13 protein-coding genes and 1 tRNA gene are annotated in these 16,568 nt (G+C 70.9%); 5 read left to right on the forward strand and 9 right to left on the reverse strand.

Going from position 1 to position 16,568, the window contains the following annotated elements; all coding sequences use genetic code 11:
* Positions 1–4 precede the first annotated feature (4 nt).
* From fliN to HND91_RS18390, 7 genes are all read right to left on the reverse strand, one after another.
* A complete protein-coding gene (gene fliN / locus HND91_RS18360; protein WP_181708066.1) occupies positions 5–337 on the reverse strand; it encodes a flagellar motor switch protein FliN in 333 nt (110 codons plus the stop codon).
* Positions 338–341: 4 nt separating this feature from the next.
* Positions 342–1,007: a FliH/SctL family protein gene (locus HND91_RS18365; RefSeq protein ID WP_181708067.1), complete on the reverse strand. Its 666-nt coding sequence runs from the start codon at positions 1,005–1,007 to the stop codon at positions 342–344.
* An 89-nt stretch (positions 1,008–1,096) separates the two neighbouring features.
* Positions 1,097–2,164 (reverse strand): flagellar motor switch protein FliG, encoded by a 1,068-nt coding sequence (fliG, locus tag HND91_RS18370; protein ID WP_181708068.1) that lies wholly within the window; start codon positions 2,162–2,164, stop codon positions 1,097–1,099.
* A gap of 3 nt (positions 2,165–2,167) precedes the next feature.
* Positions 2,168–3,853, reverse strand: coding sequence for a flagellar basal-body MS-ring/collar protein FliF (fliF, locus tag HND91_RS18375; protein ID WP_181708069.1), 1,686 nt, complete (start codon positions 3,851–3,853; stop codon positions 2,168–2,170).
* Positions 3,854–4,244: 391 nt separating this feature from the next.
* On the reverse strand, positions 4,245–4,520 hold the full coding sequence (gene sciP / locus HND91_RS18380; RefSeq protein ID WP_075215430.1) for a CtrA inhibitor SciP: 276 nt from the start codon (positions 4,518–4,520) through the stop codon (positions 4,245–4,247).
* A gap of 347 nt (positions 4,521–4,867) precedes the next feature.
* Positions 4,868–5,536, reverse strand: a complete 669-nt coding sequence (locus HND91_RS18385) for a flagellar hook assembly protein FlgD (protein ID WP_181708070.1) — start codon at positions 5,534–5,536, stop codon at positions 4,868–4,870.
* Positions 5,537–5,554: 18 nt separating this feature from the next.
* Positions 5,555–7,915: a flagellar hook-length control protein FliK gene (locus tag HND91_RS18390; protein WP_181708071.1), complete on the reverse strand. Its 2,361-nt coding sequence runs from the start codon at positions 7,913–7,915 to the stop codon at positions 5,555–5,557.
* 314 nt (positions 7,916–8,229) lie between these two features.
* On the opposite strand from HND91_RS18390, the gene mnmA reads away from it, so the two are divergent.
* The 4 genes from mnmA (at position 8,230) to HND91_RS18410 (ending at position 10,904) form a co-directional block, all read left to right on the forward strand.
* Entirely contained in the window at positions 8,230–9,417 is a 1,188-nt protein-coding gene (gene mnmA / locus HND91_RS18395) for a tRNA 2-thiouridine(34) synthase MnmA (RefSeq protein WP_181708146.1), read from the forward strand.
* Between the two features lie 54 nt (positions 9,418–9,471).
* Positions 9,472–10,146 carry a class I SAM-dependent methyltransferase gene (locus HND91_RS18400; protein ID WP_181708072.1) on the forward strand — a complete coding sequence of 225 codons (675 nt, stop codon included), beginning with the start codon at positions 9,472–9,474 and terminating at the stop codon, positions 10,144–10,146.
* 136 nt (positions 10,147–10,282) lie between these two features.
* Positions 10,283–10,359 (forward strand) — tRNA-Met (locus HND91_RS18405).
* Positions 10,360–10,484: 125 nt separating this feature from the next.
* Complete coding sequence (locus HND91_RS18410; RefSeq protein ID WP_181708073.1) at positions 10,485–10,904, forward strand: secondary thiamine-phosphate synthase enzyme YjbQ; 420 nt, start codon at positions 10,485–10,487, stop codon at positions 10,902–10,904.
* Between the two features lie 31 nt (positions 10,905–10,935).
* Here the strand turns inward: HND91_RS18410 and HND91_RS18415 are convergent, their stop codons facing one another.
* Positions 10,936–12,531, reverse strand: a complete 1,596-nt coding sequence (locus tag HND91_RS18415; protein WP_181708074.1) for a S10 family peptidase — start codon at positions 12,529–12,531, stop codon at positions 10,936–10,938.
* A gap of 371 nt (positions 12,532–12,902) precedes the next feature.
* Between HND91_RS18415 and HND91_RS18420 the strand changes: the two genes are divergently transcribed.
* A complete protein-coding gene (locus tag HND91_RS18420) occupies positions 12,903–14,036 on the forward strand; it encodes a PQQ-dependent sugar dehydrogenase (RefSeq protein WP_181708075.1) in 1,134 nt (377 codons plus the stop codon).
* Positions 14,037–14,092: 56 nt separating this feature from the next.
* On the opposite strand, the gene HND91_RS18425 is transcribed toward HND91_RS18420, so the two are convergent.
* A complete protein-coding gene (locus HND91_RS18425) occupies positions 14,093–16,483 on the reverse strand; it encodes a methyl-accepting chemotaxis protein (protein WP_181708076.1) in 2,391 nt (796 codons plus the stop codon).
* Between the last annotated feature and the right edge of the window lie 85 nt (positions 16,484–16,568).

Here is a 16,568-nt window from a genome sequence, read left to right on the forward strand (position 1 = left end):
GTCCTCACCGCTCGGTCTTGATGATCTCGGTCATGGTGACGCCGAGCTTGTTGTCCACGAGCACCACCTCGCCGCGGGCGACGAGCCGGTCGTTCACGTAGACGTCGATGGCCTCGCCGACCTTGCGGTCGAGCTCCAGCACGTTGCCGGGCGAGAGCTTCAGAAGGTCGTGCACCTGCATGCGGGCCCGGCCGAGGATGGCCGAGACCCGCACGGGCACGTCGAACACGGCCTCCAGTTCGGCGGCCGAGTGGGCGAGGTTCGGATCCTCGTCCTCCTCGCGCCGCGGGCCGGCCGTGTGGGTGTCGAAAGGAATGCCGTCGGTCTCGTCGGCCATGGGGTCAGCTCCGCTCGGCCGGATCGTCGGCCGGGGCCGGCGCGATCAGGGCCAGATGGGTGTCGAGGGCCTGGGCGATCGCCGCCTCGGTGGCGGCCCGGTCGAGCACGATCCCGCCGTCGGCCCATTCGATGCGGCAGTCGCCCCGGGCGATGTCCGGCTCGCCCAGCACCACGAGCCGGCCCTCGAAGCCGCGCTCCTGGACGATGCGGTCGAGCGCGCCGCGGATCGAGCCGGCGTCCTCCGCGGCCATGCGGATGACGAGGTGCGGAGCCTTGCGCAGCGGCGCGAGCGCCTCGGACACGAGCGCGAGGATGCGCTCCTCCGGGTGGAGCTCGATCAGCCGGCCGGCGATCCGCGTCCCCACCATCGTCGCCACGCGGGCGGCGTCCGCCTCAACCCGCGCCCGGTCGGCGTCGAGCACCGCCAGGATCGACTGGGCGACGCTGACGAGGCGCGTCGCCTCCTCGGCGAGACGGGTCGTCTGGCGCGCCTCCTCGGCCCCGCGGCCAGCCGCGAAGCCGCGGTCGAACGCGGCCGCTTCGGCGGCGGCCAGCAGCGCCTCGTGGGCGGACACCTCGATGGTCGGCACCGCCGGCGCCGCCGGCTCCGGGGCCGGAGGCGGCGCCGCGAAGTCCGTGTCGAACAGGAAGCGGGCGGGCGATGCCATGTCGTTGATCCGTCGCATTCTCTTTCCAGGTCCGCCGAAAGGGGCGCCGCAACCGGTGCCCCGTCGGGGCGGTCCTCAACCGGCAGGGGTCAGATGACGAGGTCGTCCTCGCCCTTGTTCTTGCTGATCATGATCTCGCCCTTGGCGGCGAGGTCCTTGGCGATGTTGATCATCGTGGCCTGGGCCTCGTCCACGTCGCGAAGGCGCACCGGGCCCATGGCCTCCATATCCTCGCGCAGGAGCGCGGCGGCGCGCTGGGACATGTTGGAGAAGAAGAAGTCGCGCACGCTTTCCTTCGCGCCCTTGAGGGCGAGGCCGAGCTTGTCCTTCTCCACGTTGCGCAGCAGCGTCTGGATGGCGGCGCTGTCCAGCTTGCCGAGGTCGTCGAAGGTGAACATCAGCGCCTTGATGCGGTCCGCGGCGTCCCGGTTCTCCTCCTCCAGCGAGGTCAGGAAGCGAGCCTCGGTGGTGCGGTCGAAGTTGTTGAAGATCTCCGCCATCAGTTCGTGGCTGTCGCGCCGCTGGGTGTTGGTGAGGTTGGACATGAACTCCACCCGGAGCGTCTGCTCCACCTTGTCGAGCACGTCCTTCTGCACCGCCTCCATCTTCAGCATGCGGTTCACCACCTCCAGGGCGAACTCGTCCGGCAGGATCGACAGCACCCGGGCGGCATGGTCCGCCTTGATCTTGGACAGCACCACCGCGACCGTCTGCGGGTATTCGTTCTTCAGGTAGTTGGCGAGGATGTTCTCCTGGACGTTGGAGAGCTTCTCCCACATGTTGCGGCCCGCCGGTCCGCGGATCTCCTCCATGATGGCCGCCACCTTGTCGCCGGGCAGCACGGAGAGGAGCAGGCGTTCCGTCGTGTCGAAGTTGCCCATCAGGGCTCCGGACGACGACACCTTGGTGACGAACTCGACGAGCAGGTCGTCCAGCATGGTCGGCGTGATCGGCCCCAGCTTCGACATGGCGAGCGACAGGTGCTTGATCTCGATCTCGTCGAGCGACTTCCACACCGGCGCCCCGAAGCGGTCGCCGAGCGCCAGCATCATGACGGCCGCCTTTTCCGGCCCGGTCAGCTCGCGCTGGATGCCTTCGGTCGTCGAGAGGGTGAGGGTGCCGCCTCTGGCGGTCAGTTGTCCGGATACTGCGGCCATGGACTACGCGGCCTCCGAAAGCCAGGTACGGATGATGATGGCGGCCTCGTTGGGGTTCTCGCCGACGAGGTTGCCGACACGGCGGATCTGGTCCATCTGGGCGGCGCCCTGGGCCTTGGCCTCCTCGATGCGCGCCTGGTTGCCCGTCGGCGCCTCCAGGAGCGGGGTCGCGGGCGCCTGGCCCGGCTCCGCCGGAACCAGTTCGCCGCTGGCGTTCAGCACCATGGTGACGGGCTGGCCGTCGGGCCCGGTGATCTGGGCGGTGATCTCCCGGTGCTCGGTCACCACCTCCGGCGACAGGATGCGGCGGATCAGCGGCCGCACGGCGAACAGCAGCACCAGGATGGTGAGCACCAGCATCACGCCCATCTCGGCGAAGCGCATCAGGTCCTGGCGGCTGAAGTCGAACAGGCCGGCCTCGGCCCCGTCGGTGGCCACCTTGGGCGGGCCGTCGGCGAACTGCAGGTTCACCACCTCCACCTGGTCGCCCCGGTTCTGGTCGAAGCCCATGGCGGTGCGCACCAGCGCCTGGATCTGCTGCAGCTCATCGTCGGCGCGCGGAACGTAGGTCTGGACCCCGTCGTCGCCGGTCTGCCAGCGCCCGTCCACCACCACGGCCACCGACAGGCGCTTCACGCCGCCCATCTCGGTCACTTCGGTGCGGGTGGTCTTCGAGATCTCGTAGTTGATCGTCTCCTCGGCGACCGAGCTTTGGTCCTGGCTCTGGGGCTGGTCGCCCGCCGGGGCGTTCGGCCCGGCGTTCGGCACCTGGTTGGCGGCGGTCACCTGGCCGTCGGCCGCCTCCCGCGACGAGGAGCTCTCCTCCCGCGTCTGGGTGGAGCGCACCACCTGGCCGTTCGGGTCGAACAGGTCGCGCGTTTCCGAAACGCGGTTGAAGTCCAGCTCCGCGGCCACCTTCACCCGGGCCCGTCCGGCGCCGACGACGCTCTCCACGATGTCGCGGACCCGGTCCTCCACCTGGCGCTGGAAGGCGAGCGTCCGCTCGTCGGCGCTGGAGGCGAGGAAGGTGGCCGAGGTGTCGTCGCCGGTCCCTTCGGCGAGCAGCCGGCCGGCTTCGTCCACAATCGAGATCCTCGTCGGCTCCAGGCCGTTCACCGCCGAGGCGACGAGGTGCTGGATGGCCCGGATCTGCGCCGTCTCCAGCACGCCGCGGGTCTTCAGGACGATCGAGGCGGTCGGCTTCTGGGTCTCCTGGCGGAACAGCTGCCGTTCCGGCAGCACCAGGTGCACGCGCGCCTGCTCCACCCGGTTGATCGCCCGGATCGTGCGGGCGAGCTCGCCCTCCAGCGCCCGGAGGGCGTTCACGTTCTGGACGAAGCTCGTGGTCCCGAGCGCGTCCGTCTTGTCGAAGATCTCGTAGCCGACGCCGCCGCCCGCCGGCAGGCCTTCCTCGGCGAAGCGCATCCTGAGCCGCGTCACCTCGGTCTCCGGCACGAAGATGGCCGATCCGTCCTGGCGCAGGGTGAAGGGGATGTTGGCGGCCTCCAGCTCGCGCACGATGGCGGCGGAGTCCTCCAGGCCGAGGCTGGTGTAGAGGGGCGCCTCGCTCACCTCGTTGTAGCGCAGCATGATGTAGGCGAAGAAGCCGACGAGGCCGAGCGCGACGGCGCCCATGGCCGCGATCCGGGCGGGTCCCAGCGATTTGACGAGTTCCGCCAGCCCGTTCACTTGTCCGTCGTCTCCGGTCCGCCGTCCATGGTCGCCTCACCGGATCCGACCGCCGAAGCCGGTCCGCCCGCCGTCCGCCCTTCGGGGAGAAGGAGCCACGGTCGGTGTGGTCCGCGATCGCTGCCGGTGAGCGGCGATCCACCCCCGGACCGCCTTGCGCTTGATAGGCAGGAATTTCCGCATGTGTTGGTAAACAACTGATTAACGGTCTGTCCGCCCGGGGAAGCGCCTGGGGCTTTCTGCCGGACATGGTGAGCTTTTCGCCACAGCGACTGGGCAAATTGTGCCGGGCGGCCACGCCCGACCGCCGTCTCCGGCGATGCTCCAGCCAAAGAAAAAGGCCGGCGGAGCCGGCCTTTGCAAGAGAGGGTCGTCGGTCGGGCGATTCGCCTCAAGGGCGATACTGCTGAACGCGGGTGGCGCGCAGACCGGCAAGCCCGTGCTTGTCGATCGATTGCTGCCAGGACAGGAATTCTTCAACCGTGAGGGTGTAGCGCTTGCAAGCCTCTTCGAGGGAAAGAAGACCACCACGGACCGCTGCGACGACCTCGGCTTTCCGCCGGATTACCCAACGCTTGGTGTCCTCCGGGGGGAGATCGGCGATCGTCAGGGGACTCCCATCCGGGCCGATCACATATTTTACGCGGGGACGCATCTGCTCGGTCATCGTACTCTCACACTGAACTTGACCTGTCAGTGTTGGACAATACGCGACGGCTTTTAAAAATCGGCTAATCGCCTGGAAACAATTAGGTAAGAACTTGATGTGGCGGGCGATTTGGGTGAACGAAGCGCAATTTGCAATCGATCAATCCGGTTAATACCCATTAACCCCTGCCGCTCTCCCCGGATCGGAATCGCCGATTCCGGCCGTTATTCGATATGACTCCTGCAGCACTTGGCTTTTACTCGGGAAGACTCGCGGCCGAACATTTTGCCGCGGCCTGACCTCGATCCGACGTCACCGGGCGCACGTCGCCGGGCCCCCGGCCCGAACCTGCGGCGGGAGGCGCCTCACATCCGCACGGACAGGATTTCCGACAGCGGCACCTTGGCGCCGTTCACCGTCAGGAACGGCTCGCTGGTGGAGGTGTCGATGGCCGTCACCGTCCCGGAGACTCGGGTCGTCACCGCCACCGTGGCGTCCGTCCCCGACCGGGCATCGAACGTGATCGTGTAGTTGCCGTCCGGAGCCGTGGCGCCGGTGGCCGTCTTGCCGTCCCACGCGTAGGTGTTCTCGCCCGAGGTCAGATCCACGGGACCGGAGAAGACCACGGCGCCGGCGCTGTTGCGGATGGTCGCGGTACTGCGCGGGGCCGCCGAGGCGGCGCTCACCTTCCACAGCGCCTGGCCGTTCTCCAGCTTGGTGGTGCTCGATTCCGCCTCGATGGTCTTGCCGATGTAGTTCACGAGGTTGAGCGCCGACCCGGACACCAGCGCCGACAGCATGGCCTCCAGGTTCTTGTTGGTCTGGATCTGCTGCTCCACGGCGGAGAACTGCACCAGCTGCTCGGTGAACTTCTCCGCGTCCATGGGCTCCAGCGGATTCTGGACCCGAAGCTGGGTGGTCAGCAGCGACAGGAAGGTGTCGTAGTTGGCCAGCACCTTCTGGGTGGCCGACGCGCTCGAGGACGTCTGGGTCGTGGTGCCGGTCGAGCCGGTGGAACTGCCGACGGTGGCCATCAGATGCGGTCCTTGCCCTTAGATCCGGACGTCGAGAAGCGAGTCCCTGCGGGGACGGTAGAGGTCGAGGGCGGGACGGGCTGATCGCTCGTCGCTCCCGGTGTCGTCGGAGGTCCAGCCCGACCGGCCGCGGCCGTTCGGCGGTTCGTCCGGCTGGCCGTGGCGGGCCTGGCCGTCGCCCGAGCCGTTCTGGCGCAGCGACAGGGAGACCGAACCGTCCTTGGCCTCGAAGCCCGCTTCCCGCAGCGCCCGCTCCAGGGCGCGCTGGTCGCGGCTGAGGAGATCCAGCGTGTCGCGCCGCTCCACGGTCAGGTGGGCCTTGGCCTCGCCGCTCTCCGAAAGCTCCAGGCGCACGTCCACTCGGCCGAGATCGGCGGGATCGAGCCGGATCTGGAAGCTCGTCTCCCCGGCCAGCGCCTGCCGGGCGATCTCCATGCCGAGCTGCCCCATCGGCACCGTCGGCTGCGATGGCATGAAGGCCGATCCCATTGCCGGAGCGGCGGATTGGCCGGCGTGAAGTCCGGGCGCTCCGGAGAGCGGAGTAAGGCCCGCCTGATTGGCCTCGGCCCGGTCTAGCCCCATGGGCTCGCCCTTCAGCCGGGCCGCGAAGGCGAGTGCGGCCGCCGCGAGCGGGGAGGCGGTCCGCTGGGCGGCCATGTCCTGGCGGCCGGGATCCACCAGGAAGGGCTCGGCGTCAGGTGCGGCGGGCTCCTTCGCGTCGGCCTTGGCCTCCGGGCCGGGTTCCGGGTCGCCGGCTCCGTCGCCGCCGTCATCGGACGTCCCGAGGCCGTCGTCGGAGGCATCCAGGGCGGCGAGGGCGTCCGGCTCGCCGGGTTCGGCCGCCTCCGGGCCGGTCTCGGCCGAAAGCTCAGCGGCCTCGACGACCGGGTCGGCTTCAGGTGCGAAGACCGTCGCGGCCGCCGCGGCCGTGTCCGGCGTCATGCCGGCCGGACCAGCGCCGGCCGGAGCACCAGGCGTCGGCAAGGTGGCGAACGGGCCGCCCGCCGCCTGCGCCTGTCCGTCCGCCGACGACGGCGACTTCACCGCGGCCTGCGCCACGGCTTCGACGACCGCCGGTTCACCGGTCGGATCGCTCTCGACCGGCTGCTGCACGGTCGCCGGCTGGACCTCGGCCGCGGTCGCCGGCGTCGCCGGCGTTGTCGTCACGGTGATCTCGGCCCCGCTCTTGGCGGCGAGCCTGGCGAGCGCCTCCGCCACCTCGGTAGCCGCGCGGGTCAAGCCGGGTGGCACGGCCGGCTGATCGACGGCCGGACGGCCGGGCGCGTCGGAGGCGGGCGTTCCGGTCGCCGTCGCCGGTCCGGAGGGTGTCGCCGGAGGCGACGTCCGCCCGTCGGTCTCGTCCGTGCCGGCCAGCTGCAGGGCCGCCAGCAAGGCCGCCAGATCCGCGTCGGCGGAGGGGATGCCCGACGCGCTCGGCGGCGCGTGCGATAGGGCCGCCGTCACCGGCGCGTCGGCCGGGTCCGGCGCGGCAGCCGCGCTCGCCTCGCCGGGCAGGGTCGCCGTCACGGCAGTCGCGGAACCGGTCGCGGTCGAGGCGCCGGCGGGCGTCGGCGTCCCGTCCTGGTCCCCGGTCGTCTCGTCGCCCGTCTCGTCAATCGTCTCCGGGTCCGGAACCGCCTTGGTCACCTCCTCCAGGGCGCCGAGGAGCGCGGCCGCGAAGGCTTCGGCGGCGGACGAATAGGCGCCGCTGGCGGCGCCGCCGGACGGCGTGCCCGTCACCGCGGTCCCGGCCGGCGGGACCGCGACGGTGCTCTCGTCGATCGGCTCGCCCGCCTCGAGGCCGGCGGCCGGGTACACCGGTTGCGCCGGCGGCGGACTCGTCTGCACCTGCGGGATGACCGCCGCCGTCTCGTCCACGCCATCGGCCCGCACGCCGTCCGTCGCGCCCTGGACATCGGCGGCTTCCGTCTCGGGGTCGCCCACGGGAGGCGCGATCGTCTCCGCCGCATCCGTTGCGCCGGCCTTGAGCCCGGCAAATAGCGAACTGATCTCCTCGCCCTCGCCCTCGCCCTCGCCCTCGCCCTCGCTTTCGCCGGAGCCGGCCGCGCCGCCCGGAACGAGGGTGTCGGCCAAGGTCTCGCCGGCCGTCTGCGGCGCGGGCGTCGGCGCTCCGGCGGGCAGCACCTCTTCGGTCAGCAGCGCGAAGGCGGCGAACACGCCGGTGCGGCGTGTGGTCGTCGCAGCGGCGCCGTCGGCGGTCGGCCCGCCGTCCGCGTCGGCGGACGCGGTCGTGGACACGGCCTTCAGGAGGCCGGAGAACAGGGTCGTTTCGGCCGGTCCTTCGGCCGAGACCGGCGGAGACGGGTGCGGCATCACGGGCGCGACGGGCAGGAACGCGGGAAACGCGGTTTCGGACATGACTCAACCCTACTGACCGCCCGAGGCTCAGCAAGGAGCGGGCCACGGCCGCGCGCGGTGACAAGCGCTTGATTTTTGGCTAGGTTCCGCCCAGCTGAGAGCTGTCGGCCCAGAACCGGCGCGGGCCGGACCCGGCATCGGGTGCCGGGAGCCCGGCAAAGCTTGCCGGGGCGGCCGGATCGGGCGCGGCTCGGCGACAAGGCAGGGAACCGCGAGGCGACCGACCGGAGGAGACGTGCGGGGGAACGCGCGGGCGGCGCGCCCGCGTTCCAGTCAAGACGGCCGAGGCGGCCAGAAGCGAGAAGCGACCGATGTTGAATTCCCTCGATCTTCCGGGCAGGCCCGAAGACACCCGCGTCGTCGTGGCGATGTCGGGCGGCGTGGATTCGTCCGTGGTCGCCGGCCTCCTGAAGCGCGAAGGCTACGACGTGGTTGGCGTCACCCTGCAGCTCTACGACCATGGCGAGGCGACCCACCGCAAGGGCGCCTGCTGCGCCGGCCAGGACATCCACGACGCCCGCCAGGTGGCCGCCAGCCTCGGCATCCCGCACTATGTGCTCGACTACGAGTCCCGCTTCCGCGACCAGGTGATCGACCGGTTCGCCGAGAGCTACATCGCCGGCGAGACGCCGATCCCGTGCGTGTCCTGCAACCAGACGGTCAAGTTCTCCGACCTCCTCGACACCGCCCGCCAGCTCGGCGCCGCCGCCCTCGCGACCGGCCACTACGTGCGCTCCGGCCTTGCTCCGTCCGGCCGGCGGGCGCTCTACCGGCCGGTCGATCTCGACCGGGACCAGAGCTATTTCCTGTTCGCCACCACGCCGGAGCAGCTGGACTATCTGCGCTTCCCCCTCGGCGGCCTCTCCAAGCCGGAGGTGCGCGAGCTCGCCCGCGCGTTCGGCCTCGTGGTGGCCGACAAGCACGACAGCCAGGACATCTGCTTCGTCCCCCAGGGCAAGTATGCGGACGTGATCGAGAAGCTGAAGCCGGAGTCGGCCTCGGGCGGCGAGATCGTCCATGTGGACGGCCGGGTGCTCGGCCGGCACGACGGCATCATCCACTACACGGTCGGCCAGCGGCGCGGCCTCGGCGTCGCCACCGGCGAGCCGCTCTTCGTGATCCGGCTCGATGCGGCCACCCGCCGCGTCGTGGTCGGCCCGCGCGAGGCGCTCATGACCCGGCGGCTGGCGCTCCGGGACGTGAACTGGATCGGCGACGGCGCGCTCGCCGATCTGCCGGCGGGCGGGCTCGCCATCTACGCCAAGGTGCGCTCCAGCCGCCCGCCGCAGCCGGCGACGCTCCATGCGGACGGCGGGGAGATCTCCGTCGACCTCCTGGAGGGCGAGTTCGGCGTGGCGCCCGGCCAGGCCTGCGTCTTCTACGACGGTCCGGGCGACGATGCCCGGGTGCTCGGCGGCGGGTTCATCAGGGCGACACGCACGGATGCCATCACGGCGTCCGGCCGTGCGTCCACGGAACAGAAGGCCCTGGCCGCCGGTTGAGCGGGCCAGCCGGCACCATTCACCGCCGGCAACACTCATCGAAGGGACGGAGCGATGACGCAGGATCGGGCACGCGCGGCGCGCGAGGGGGAAACCGCGATCGAGACCGCCATGCGGGCGACGGACGTCATCTCGGCCTACGCGCGGTGGGCGCCGGTCTACGATCTGGTGTTCGGCCTGATCATGGAATCCTCCCGCCGCGCCGCCGTGGCGGCCCTAAAGCCGGACACCCGGCGCGTCCTGGAGGTGGGCGTCGGCACTGGCATCTCGCTGCCGGACTATCCGTCCTCCATGCGCGTCACCGGCATCGACCTGTCGCCGGACATGCTGGCGAAGGCCCGCGAGCGGATCGCCGCGAAGAAGCTGTCCAACGTGGAGGCCATCCTGGAGATGGACGCCGCGCGCCTCGAATTCGCCGACGATTCGTTCGACTGCGCCATGGCCATGTACGTCATGACCGTCGTGCCCGACCCGGCGCGCGTCATGGCCGAGATGCGGCGCATCGTCCGCCCCGGCGGCCGTATCCTGGCGGTCAGCCACTTCGCGCCGGAGGACGGGCTGCGGGCCAAGGTGGGCGGCCTCCTGTCCCCCATGGGCCGGCTCCTCGGCTGGAACACCACCATCCGCGTCTCCACCCTGGCGGCCCTGCCGGGCGTGCGCCTGCTCTCGAACAAGGCGGCGGGTCTCGGCGGCTTCTACCGCCTGCTGGAGTTCGAAGTGGTGAAGTGACGGCCGCCCGGACCTTGCCGAGCGGCGTCGCGACCGGGTCCGCTCGATCCGCTCGCTCTCGCTTGACAGGCCGGCGCGGGGGACACTATACCGACAGCGCTTCGGGCGGACGGCACGGCCGCGCCGCCCCGGCGATAGCAGAGTAGCTCAGGTGGTTAGAGCGACGGACTCATAACCCGTAGGTCGGCGGTTCGAATCCGCCCTCTGCTACCACTCCCTCCATCGATCCTCACCGTCACGGCCCTCATCGTCACGGCTTCTATCGTCACGGCGCGGTCCGCGCGATCCGGACACCCGTGTCGATCCGCCGCCTGATCGGCCACCCCCGGACGCGTCCCATGCGCCAGTCCCTCCACACCCTCACCATCGGCACGCGCGGCAAGGGCCTCGTGGAGATCACCCGACCGGTGGTCGACTGGGTGGCCGGGGAGGGGATCGGCACGGGCCTCCTCACGGTCTTCTGCCGGCACACGTCCGCGTCCCTCCTGATCCAGGAGAACGCCGACCCGGACGTCAGGACCGACCTCCAGGCTTTCTTCGAGACGATCGCGCCGGAGGACCCGCACCGCTATGTGCACGCGGACGAGGGTCCGGACGACATGCCGGCCCACCTGCGCACCGCGCTCACCACCGTCCAGCTCTCCATTCCGGTCGCGAACGGCCGCCCGGTGCTCGGCACCTGGCAGGGGATCTACCTCTTCGAGCACCGCAGCCGCCCGCACCGGCGCGAGGTGGTCCTCCACCTGATCGGCGCCTGAGCGGGCCGTCCGTCGCGGTCGCCTCGGGCGCTCACGGCTCGCCGGGCGAGCCGCCGGCGGCGTAGACCGAGCGCACGTCCTCCTTCAGCGCCCGCCGGGCGTCCGCCCTCAGGTACATCATGTGGCCGCCTTCGTAGACGCGGGTGCGGATCGGCCGGGCGCCGATCAGCGGCGGCAGCTGCCGGACCAGGTATTCCGACGCCATGTAGGGCGTGACGAGGTCCGTGTAGCCGTGCACGATCAGCACCTCGAGCGCCGGATTGAGCGCGCGCGCCTCCTGCAGGTCGCCGAGGACGCCCGCATAGCCCTGGCGCGAGCCGCCGCCGCCATAATCCCACCGGCCGGCGATGTCGCTGTTCAGAAGCCGGTAGGTGATGTCGGTCCGGTAGCCCAGTTCGTCCCGCGCATAGGCGACGAACGCGGAGGTCAGCGCCGGCACGCTCCGGTCCAGGATCGGATCCGGCCCCAGCGGGTTGTTCGCCTCCGGCGCCACGTCCGGCCCGGCGATCGAGCCGTCGTAGCGGCTGAGCAGCCGGCCTTTGTCGAACTGCTTGATGAAGACCGACACGGGCACCCGGGCATAGCGCCGCCGAACCTCCTCGACCGGCAGGCCGGTGTAGCGCGCCACGGTCTCGCCCGCCCGCTCGGCCGCGGCCTCGGCGCCCGCGGCGAGCGCGACCAGGTAGTCGGACAGGGCGTAGCGCTCCACCTCGGCGAGGCGCTCCCTGAGGGCGCCGCCGCCGCGCACGCCCTCCTTCTCCAGGCGCACGGCGGCGAGGGAAGGCAGGGTCAGCGCCCAGGTCAGCGGCTCGTAGTCCTCCCCGTAGAGGAGCGAGAACTCAAGGGCCGGCGAGATCAGGATGGCCCCGCTCGGCGCGATGCCGGCGGTCTCCTGCAGGGTCTTGGCCAGCCGCGCCGCCCGGAAGCCGCCATAGCTCTCGCCGGCCAGATACACCGGCGCGCCCATGCGGTCGTTCGACTGCAGATAGAGCCGGATGAAGGCCGCCATCGCCTCCGCGTCCCGGTCCACCGACCAGAAGCGCGCCTCCTGGTCCTGGTCCGCGCCGCGGCTGTAGCCGGTGCCCGGCGGATCCACGAACACCAGGTCGGTCAGGTCCAGCCACGTGTCCGGGTTGTCGATCAGCCGCTGGGGCGGCGGCAGGAAGTCGCCCGCCGCCGAGGTGTCGATCACCCGCGGCCCGAGCGCCCCCAGATGCAGGTAGGCGGACGCCGCTCCCGGTCCGCCGTTGAACACGAAGGTCACCGGCCGGTCCTTGGCGCCGTCCGCCAGCCGGTAGGCCACGTGGAAGATGTCGGCGGTCACCGTGCCGGTCCCGTCGCGCAGCGACTGGGTGCCGGCCGTCACCATGTAGTCGAGCACCACGTCGCCGGCCTTCAGGCTGTGGCGGGTGGTGGTGCCCTGGGGCAGCAGGCTGAGGATGCCGCTCGTCGGGCGGGGCTCCTGCTGCGGCTGGGCCGGGGCCTCGGCGGCGGGCGGCGGCGCATCCGCCGGTCCTTGCGCGATCGCGGGCGTGGCGATCGTCAGCGCCGCCGCCAAAAGGAGGCGGGAGACGAGACGCAGCCGCGGGTCGGCCGTCCGGTCGGTGCCGGGCGTTGCAGGCGTCATGGCGGGTGGTCCTCCCATCAGGTCCGAGCCGGGCCGCGCCCGACGTCCGCCAACCCCGCGCCCCCGACCGCGGTTCCTGCGCGACCGGCGCGCGACAGGGCCCACGGTGCGAACGGACGGGCGCGACCGTCGGCTGAGCCGCCAGTCACAGGGAAGTGATGGGCCTTTTGATGGCCGAGGCGCGCGCCGTCTCCAGGGCCGGGATCGCACGGTTTCGCCGGGTTCCGGCACGTTGCCTCTCCTGTCCCGGCTCTCCCGGCCAACCGGTCGCCCGGCCGGGGGCTGGAACTGGAAGGGGGCGTCGCCATCTCCCGTGCAGGCGCGCGCCTCCCGGCGCGCGGAGACGAGCCTTGTCGCTGATGGAGGATCCCATGAAACGCTTCGTTCTCGCCGCCGGTGTCGCAGCCCTGATGTCGGGGCCGGCCCTGGCCGAAACCTACGAGACCGAGCGTGGCGCGATCGAGGTGACGCCTGTGGCCGAGGGCCTCGCCGACCCGTGGGGCATCGACTTCCTGCCCGACGGCTCCATGCTGATCACCGAGAAGGGCGGCACCCTGCGCACCGTTTCGCCCGACGGCACCCTCTCCGATCCGATCGCCGGGGTGCCGGACGTGGACGCCCGCGACCAGGGCGGTCTTCTCGACATCGCCGTGCACCCGGACTTCGCCCGCAACCGGCTCGTCTATTTCACCTTCTCCGAGCCGGGCCAGGGTCGCGTCAATTCCACCGCGCTCGCCCGCGGAAAGCTCTCGGAAGACGGCCGCGGCCTTTCCGACGTGGTGGTGATCTTCTCGCAGAAGCCCAAGGTGGCGAGCACCAAGCACTATGGCTCGCGCATCGTGTTCGACGGCGACGGCCGCATCTTCGTCGGCCTCGGCGAGCGGTCGGACGAGCAGTTCCGCGGCCAGGCTCAGGATCTCAAGTCCCATCTCGGCAAGGTCGTCCGCATCAACGAGGACGGTTCCGTGCCGCCGGACAACCCGTTCGCGTCCGGCGAGGGCGGGCTGCCGGAGATCTGGTCCTACGGCCACCGCAACATCCAGTCGGCGGCCATCAACCCGGCCACCGGCCAGCTCTGGGTCGTCGAACACGGCCCGAGGGGCGGCGACGAGATCAACATCGCCGAGCCCGGCAAGAACTACGGCTGGCCGAAGGTGTCGTTCGGCGTGAACTACAACGGGTCGCCGGTCGGCACGGGCGAGGCCCGCGCCGAGGGCATGGTCGATCCGATCTACCAGTGGACGCCCGTGATCGCCCCGTCCGGCATGCTGTTCTACTCCGGCGACGCCGTGCCGGAGTGGAAGGGCGACCTGTTCGTCGGCGGCCTGCGGTCCCAGGCGCTCGTCCGCCTGGAGCTCGACGGCGGCAAGGTGGTGCACGAGGAGCGGCTCCTCACCGACCTCGGCAAGCGCATCCGCGACGTGGCGCAGGGCCCGGACGGCGCCCTCTACGTGATCACCGACGAGTCCGACGCCTCGGTGCTGCGCATCGCCGGGGCCGACTGACGCCCGGCCGGTCGCGGAGCCGCCCGTCGGCGGCTCCGGCCCCCCGGCCCCCGTCGTCAGGTCCGCCGCAGGCGGTCGAGGAAGTTCTTCACCGCGCTGCCCAGTTCGCTCGTCTCGTTGCCGAGCACCTTGGCCGACCGGCCGAGCTCGCCGGACACCGTGGCGGTCTCCGCCACGGCCCGGTTCACGTCGCCCATGCTGGTCGACACCGACCGGATGGCGTCGAACGATCGTCCCATGCTCTGGGTGATCTCCCGGGTGGCGGCGCTCTGCTCCTCCACGGCGGCGGCGATGCCCGCGGCGATCTCCGACACCGTCCCGATCACCTGCGAGATCGACCCCACCGACTGCACCGCCGCGCCGGTCGCCGACTGGATCTCCTGCACCTGCACGATGATCTCGTCGGTCGCCCGCGCCGTCTGCTCGGCGAGGGTCTTCACCTCCGTGGCGACCACCGCGAATCCCCGTCCGGCGTCGCCGGCCCGCGCGGCTTCGATCGTGGCGTTGAGGGCGAGCAGGTTGGTCTGGGCGGCGATGTCGCTGATCAGCGACACGACGCTGCCGATCTTGCGCGCGGACTCCGCGAGGCCCCGGATGATCCGGTCCGATTCCGCCACCTGGGTGACGGCGCCGGAGGTCACGTCCCGCGCGGTGACCACCTGCCGGCCGATCTCGGAGATGGACGACACCATCTCCTCGGAGGCCGCCGCCACGGCCTCCACGCCGCTGGTCGCGGCCTCCGCCGCCGTGTTCACCGAGGCGGACTGGCGGCTCGACGCCGCCGTGGACTTGTCGAGCACGTCGGCCTTGCCGGCGACGGCGAAGGACGTCTCGGTCAGGCTGTCGATCACGCTCTTCACCCGCGCCTGGAAGTCGTCGGCGAGCGCGGCGCGCTCCGTCTCGTCGATCCAGGCGACGAGGGCCGCCGTCACCGTGCCGTCGCGGCCCCTCACCGGCGAGAACTGCAGGGCGAAGCGGGCCGAGCGCAGGCGGAGCCGCACCGTGCCCGAAAGGGGCGCGCCGCCGGAGAAGCGGGCGTCCTCCTGGGCGAGGTCCGGGTGCAGCGCCGCCACGCGGCCACCCACGATCTCGGCCGGCAGCGCTTCCCGGTGGGGCGCGATCGCCAGGTCGAAGGCCCGGTTCGTGTAGGTCACCGTGCCGCCCCGGATCGTGTCCACCAGCATGATCGGCAGCGGCATCTCGTCCACGATCTGCCGCAGCTTGAACGCCTCCAGAACCTCGCCGCGCAAGGCCGTATAGGCCCGGGCCATGTCGCCGATCTCGTCCGCCCTGTTCTGGAACGGCAGGTCCTCCGCCGTCCCGGAGGCGAGCCCGGTGAGGGTCGCGGCCGTCCGGCTGATGGGCGTCGCGAACAGATGGCCGATGGCGAGGCCGAGCCCGGTGACGCCCAGAACCACGAAGCCGACCGCCGCGGAGACCTCCCGCTCCATGGCGTCGAACACCGGATAGGCGCTCTTCAGGGGGATGCGCACGAGGATGGTCCAGCCGAGCCCCGGATAGTCGTAGGCGCCGTCCGAGCGGACGTGGGAGATCTGGATGGGCGCGCCGGTCTCCGGGTCGTCGTTCGAGATCGTGCCGCGGTTCGGCAGGTCGGAAAGCCGGAAGCCGCTCTCCTCCGCGATGCTCTGCTTCAGGATCACGTCCGGGTCGTGCGTGTAGTCCGTGATCGGCTCGCCGCCGCGGGTCTCCATGTCCACGAGCATCAACCCGTCCTGGTTGACCACCTCCACGTGGGTCATGTCGTACTTCTCGGCGAACTTGGCGCTGAACGACTGGACGATCTGGTCCACCAGGCGGAAGTCGGCGAAGTTCGCCCATACGCCCACGACGGCCCCGGTCTCGTCCCGCACCGGCGCGGAATAGACGATCACCATGCCGTCGTCGCCGTAGAGGCGCGCCACCTCCGGGTCGAACACGGGTTGCTGCACGGCGGTGCCGGTCAGGCCGCCGGTTCCCTCCAGGAACCGTCCCGCCATGGCGTCCCTGAACCAGGCGGCGTCCGCGAACGACCGACCGTAGAAGGTGGCGGTCGGGATCGGGCGTTCGGAAGCGTCGCGGCTGTTGACCGCGAGGACGTTGCCCTGGGTGTCCACCAGGAGCACCAGCCGGTAGATCCCGTAGAGGTGCATGTAGCCGTTCATGGCGGCCACCAGCGGATTGGTCTCCTGCGGATTGCGGTGGTTGGCCGCGAGCCGGGCCGCCTCGTTGAGCCCGAAGGCCTGCGCGTCGCCGTAGCGCTCGAAAAGGTTGCGGTCGATCGTGTCTCCGATGGCCTCGGCGATCTCCAGGTTGGTCTGGTCCAGCGCGGCCTCCAGCATGGGACGGTGATGCAACTGGAAAACCATCAGCGCCACGACGCCCGACATCAGCGTCACCCCGGCGAACATCGCCGCGATCTTGTGCGCCAGTTTCAACTTCAGTCCCATGCCCCACCTCCCGTTCGGCTCGGTGCCCGAGCCTGACGGGAAGTATTGTAGAGACTGAAATGGTTAATACATGGTTATTCTTGAA

Source organism: Chthonobacter rhizosphaerae, assembly GCF_013839525.1.
Lineage (GTDB): Bacteria > Pseudomonadota > Alphaproteobacteria > Rhizobiales > Pleomorphomonadaceae > Chthonobacter > Chthonobacter rhizosphaerae.

Coding starts and splice junctions, on each gene's coding strand:
- fliN (WP_181708066.1), bottom strand. CDS start 337: ATGGCCGACGAGACCGACGGCATTCCTTTCGACACCCACACGGCCGGC.
- HND91_RS18365 (WP_181708067.1), bottom strand. CDS start 1,007: ATGGCATCGCCCGCCCGCTTCCTGTTCGACACGGACTTCGCGGCGCCG.
- fliG (WP_181708068.1), bottom strand. CDS start 2,164: ATGGCCGCAGTATCCGGACAACTGACCGCCAGAGGCGGCACCCTCACC.
- sciP (WP_075215430.1), bottom strand. CDS start 4,520: ATGACCGAGCAGATGCGTCCCCGCGTAAAATATGTGATCGGCCCGGAT.
- HND91_RS18385 (WP_181708070.1), bottom strand. CDS start 5,536: ATGGCCACCGTCGGCAGTTCCACCGGCTCGACCGGCACCACGACCCAG.
- HND91_RS18390 (WP_181708071.1), bottom strand. CDS start 7,915: ATGTCCGAAACCGCGTTTCCCGCGTTCCTGCCCGTCGCGCCCGTGATG.
- HND91_RS18400 (WP_181708072.1), top strand. CDS start 9,472: ATGACGCAGGATCGGGCACGCGCGGCGCGCGAGGGGGAAACCGCGATC.
- HND91_RS18410 (WP_181708073.1), top strand. CDS start 10,485: ATGCGCCAGTCCCTCCACACCCTCACCATCGGCACGCGCGGCAAGGGC.
- HND91_RS18415 (WP_181708074.1), bottom strand. CDS start 12,531: ATGACGCCTGCAACGCCCGGCACCGACCGGACGGCCGACCCGCGGCTG.
- HND91_RS18420 (WP_181708075.1), top strand. CDS start 12,903: ATGAAACGCTTCGTTCTCGCCGCCGGTGTCGCAGCCCTGATGTCGGGG.
- HND91_RS18425 (WP_181708076.1), bottom strand. CDS start 16,483: ATGGGACTGAAGTTGAAACTGGCGCACAAGATCGCGGCGATGTTCGCC.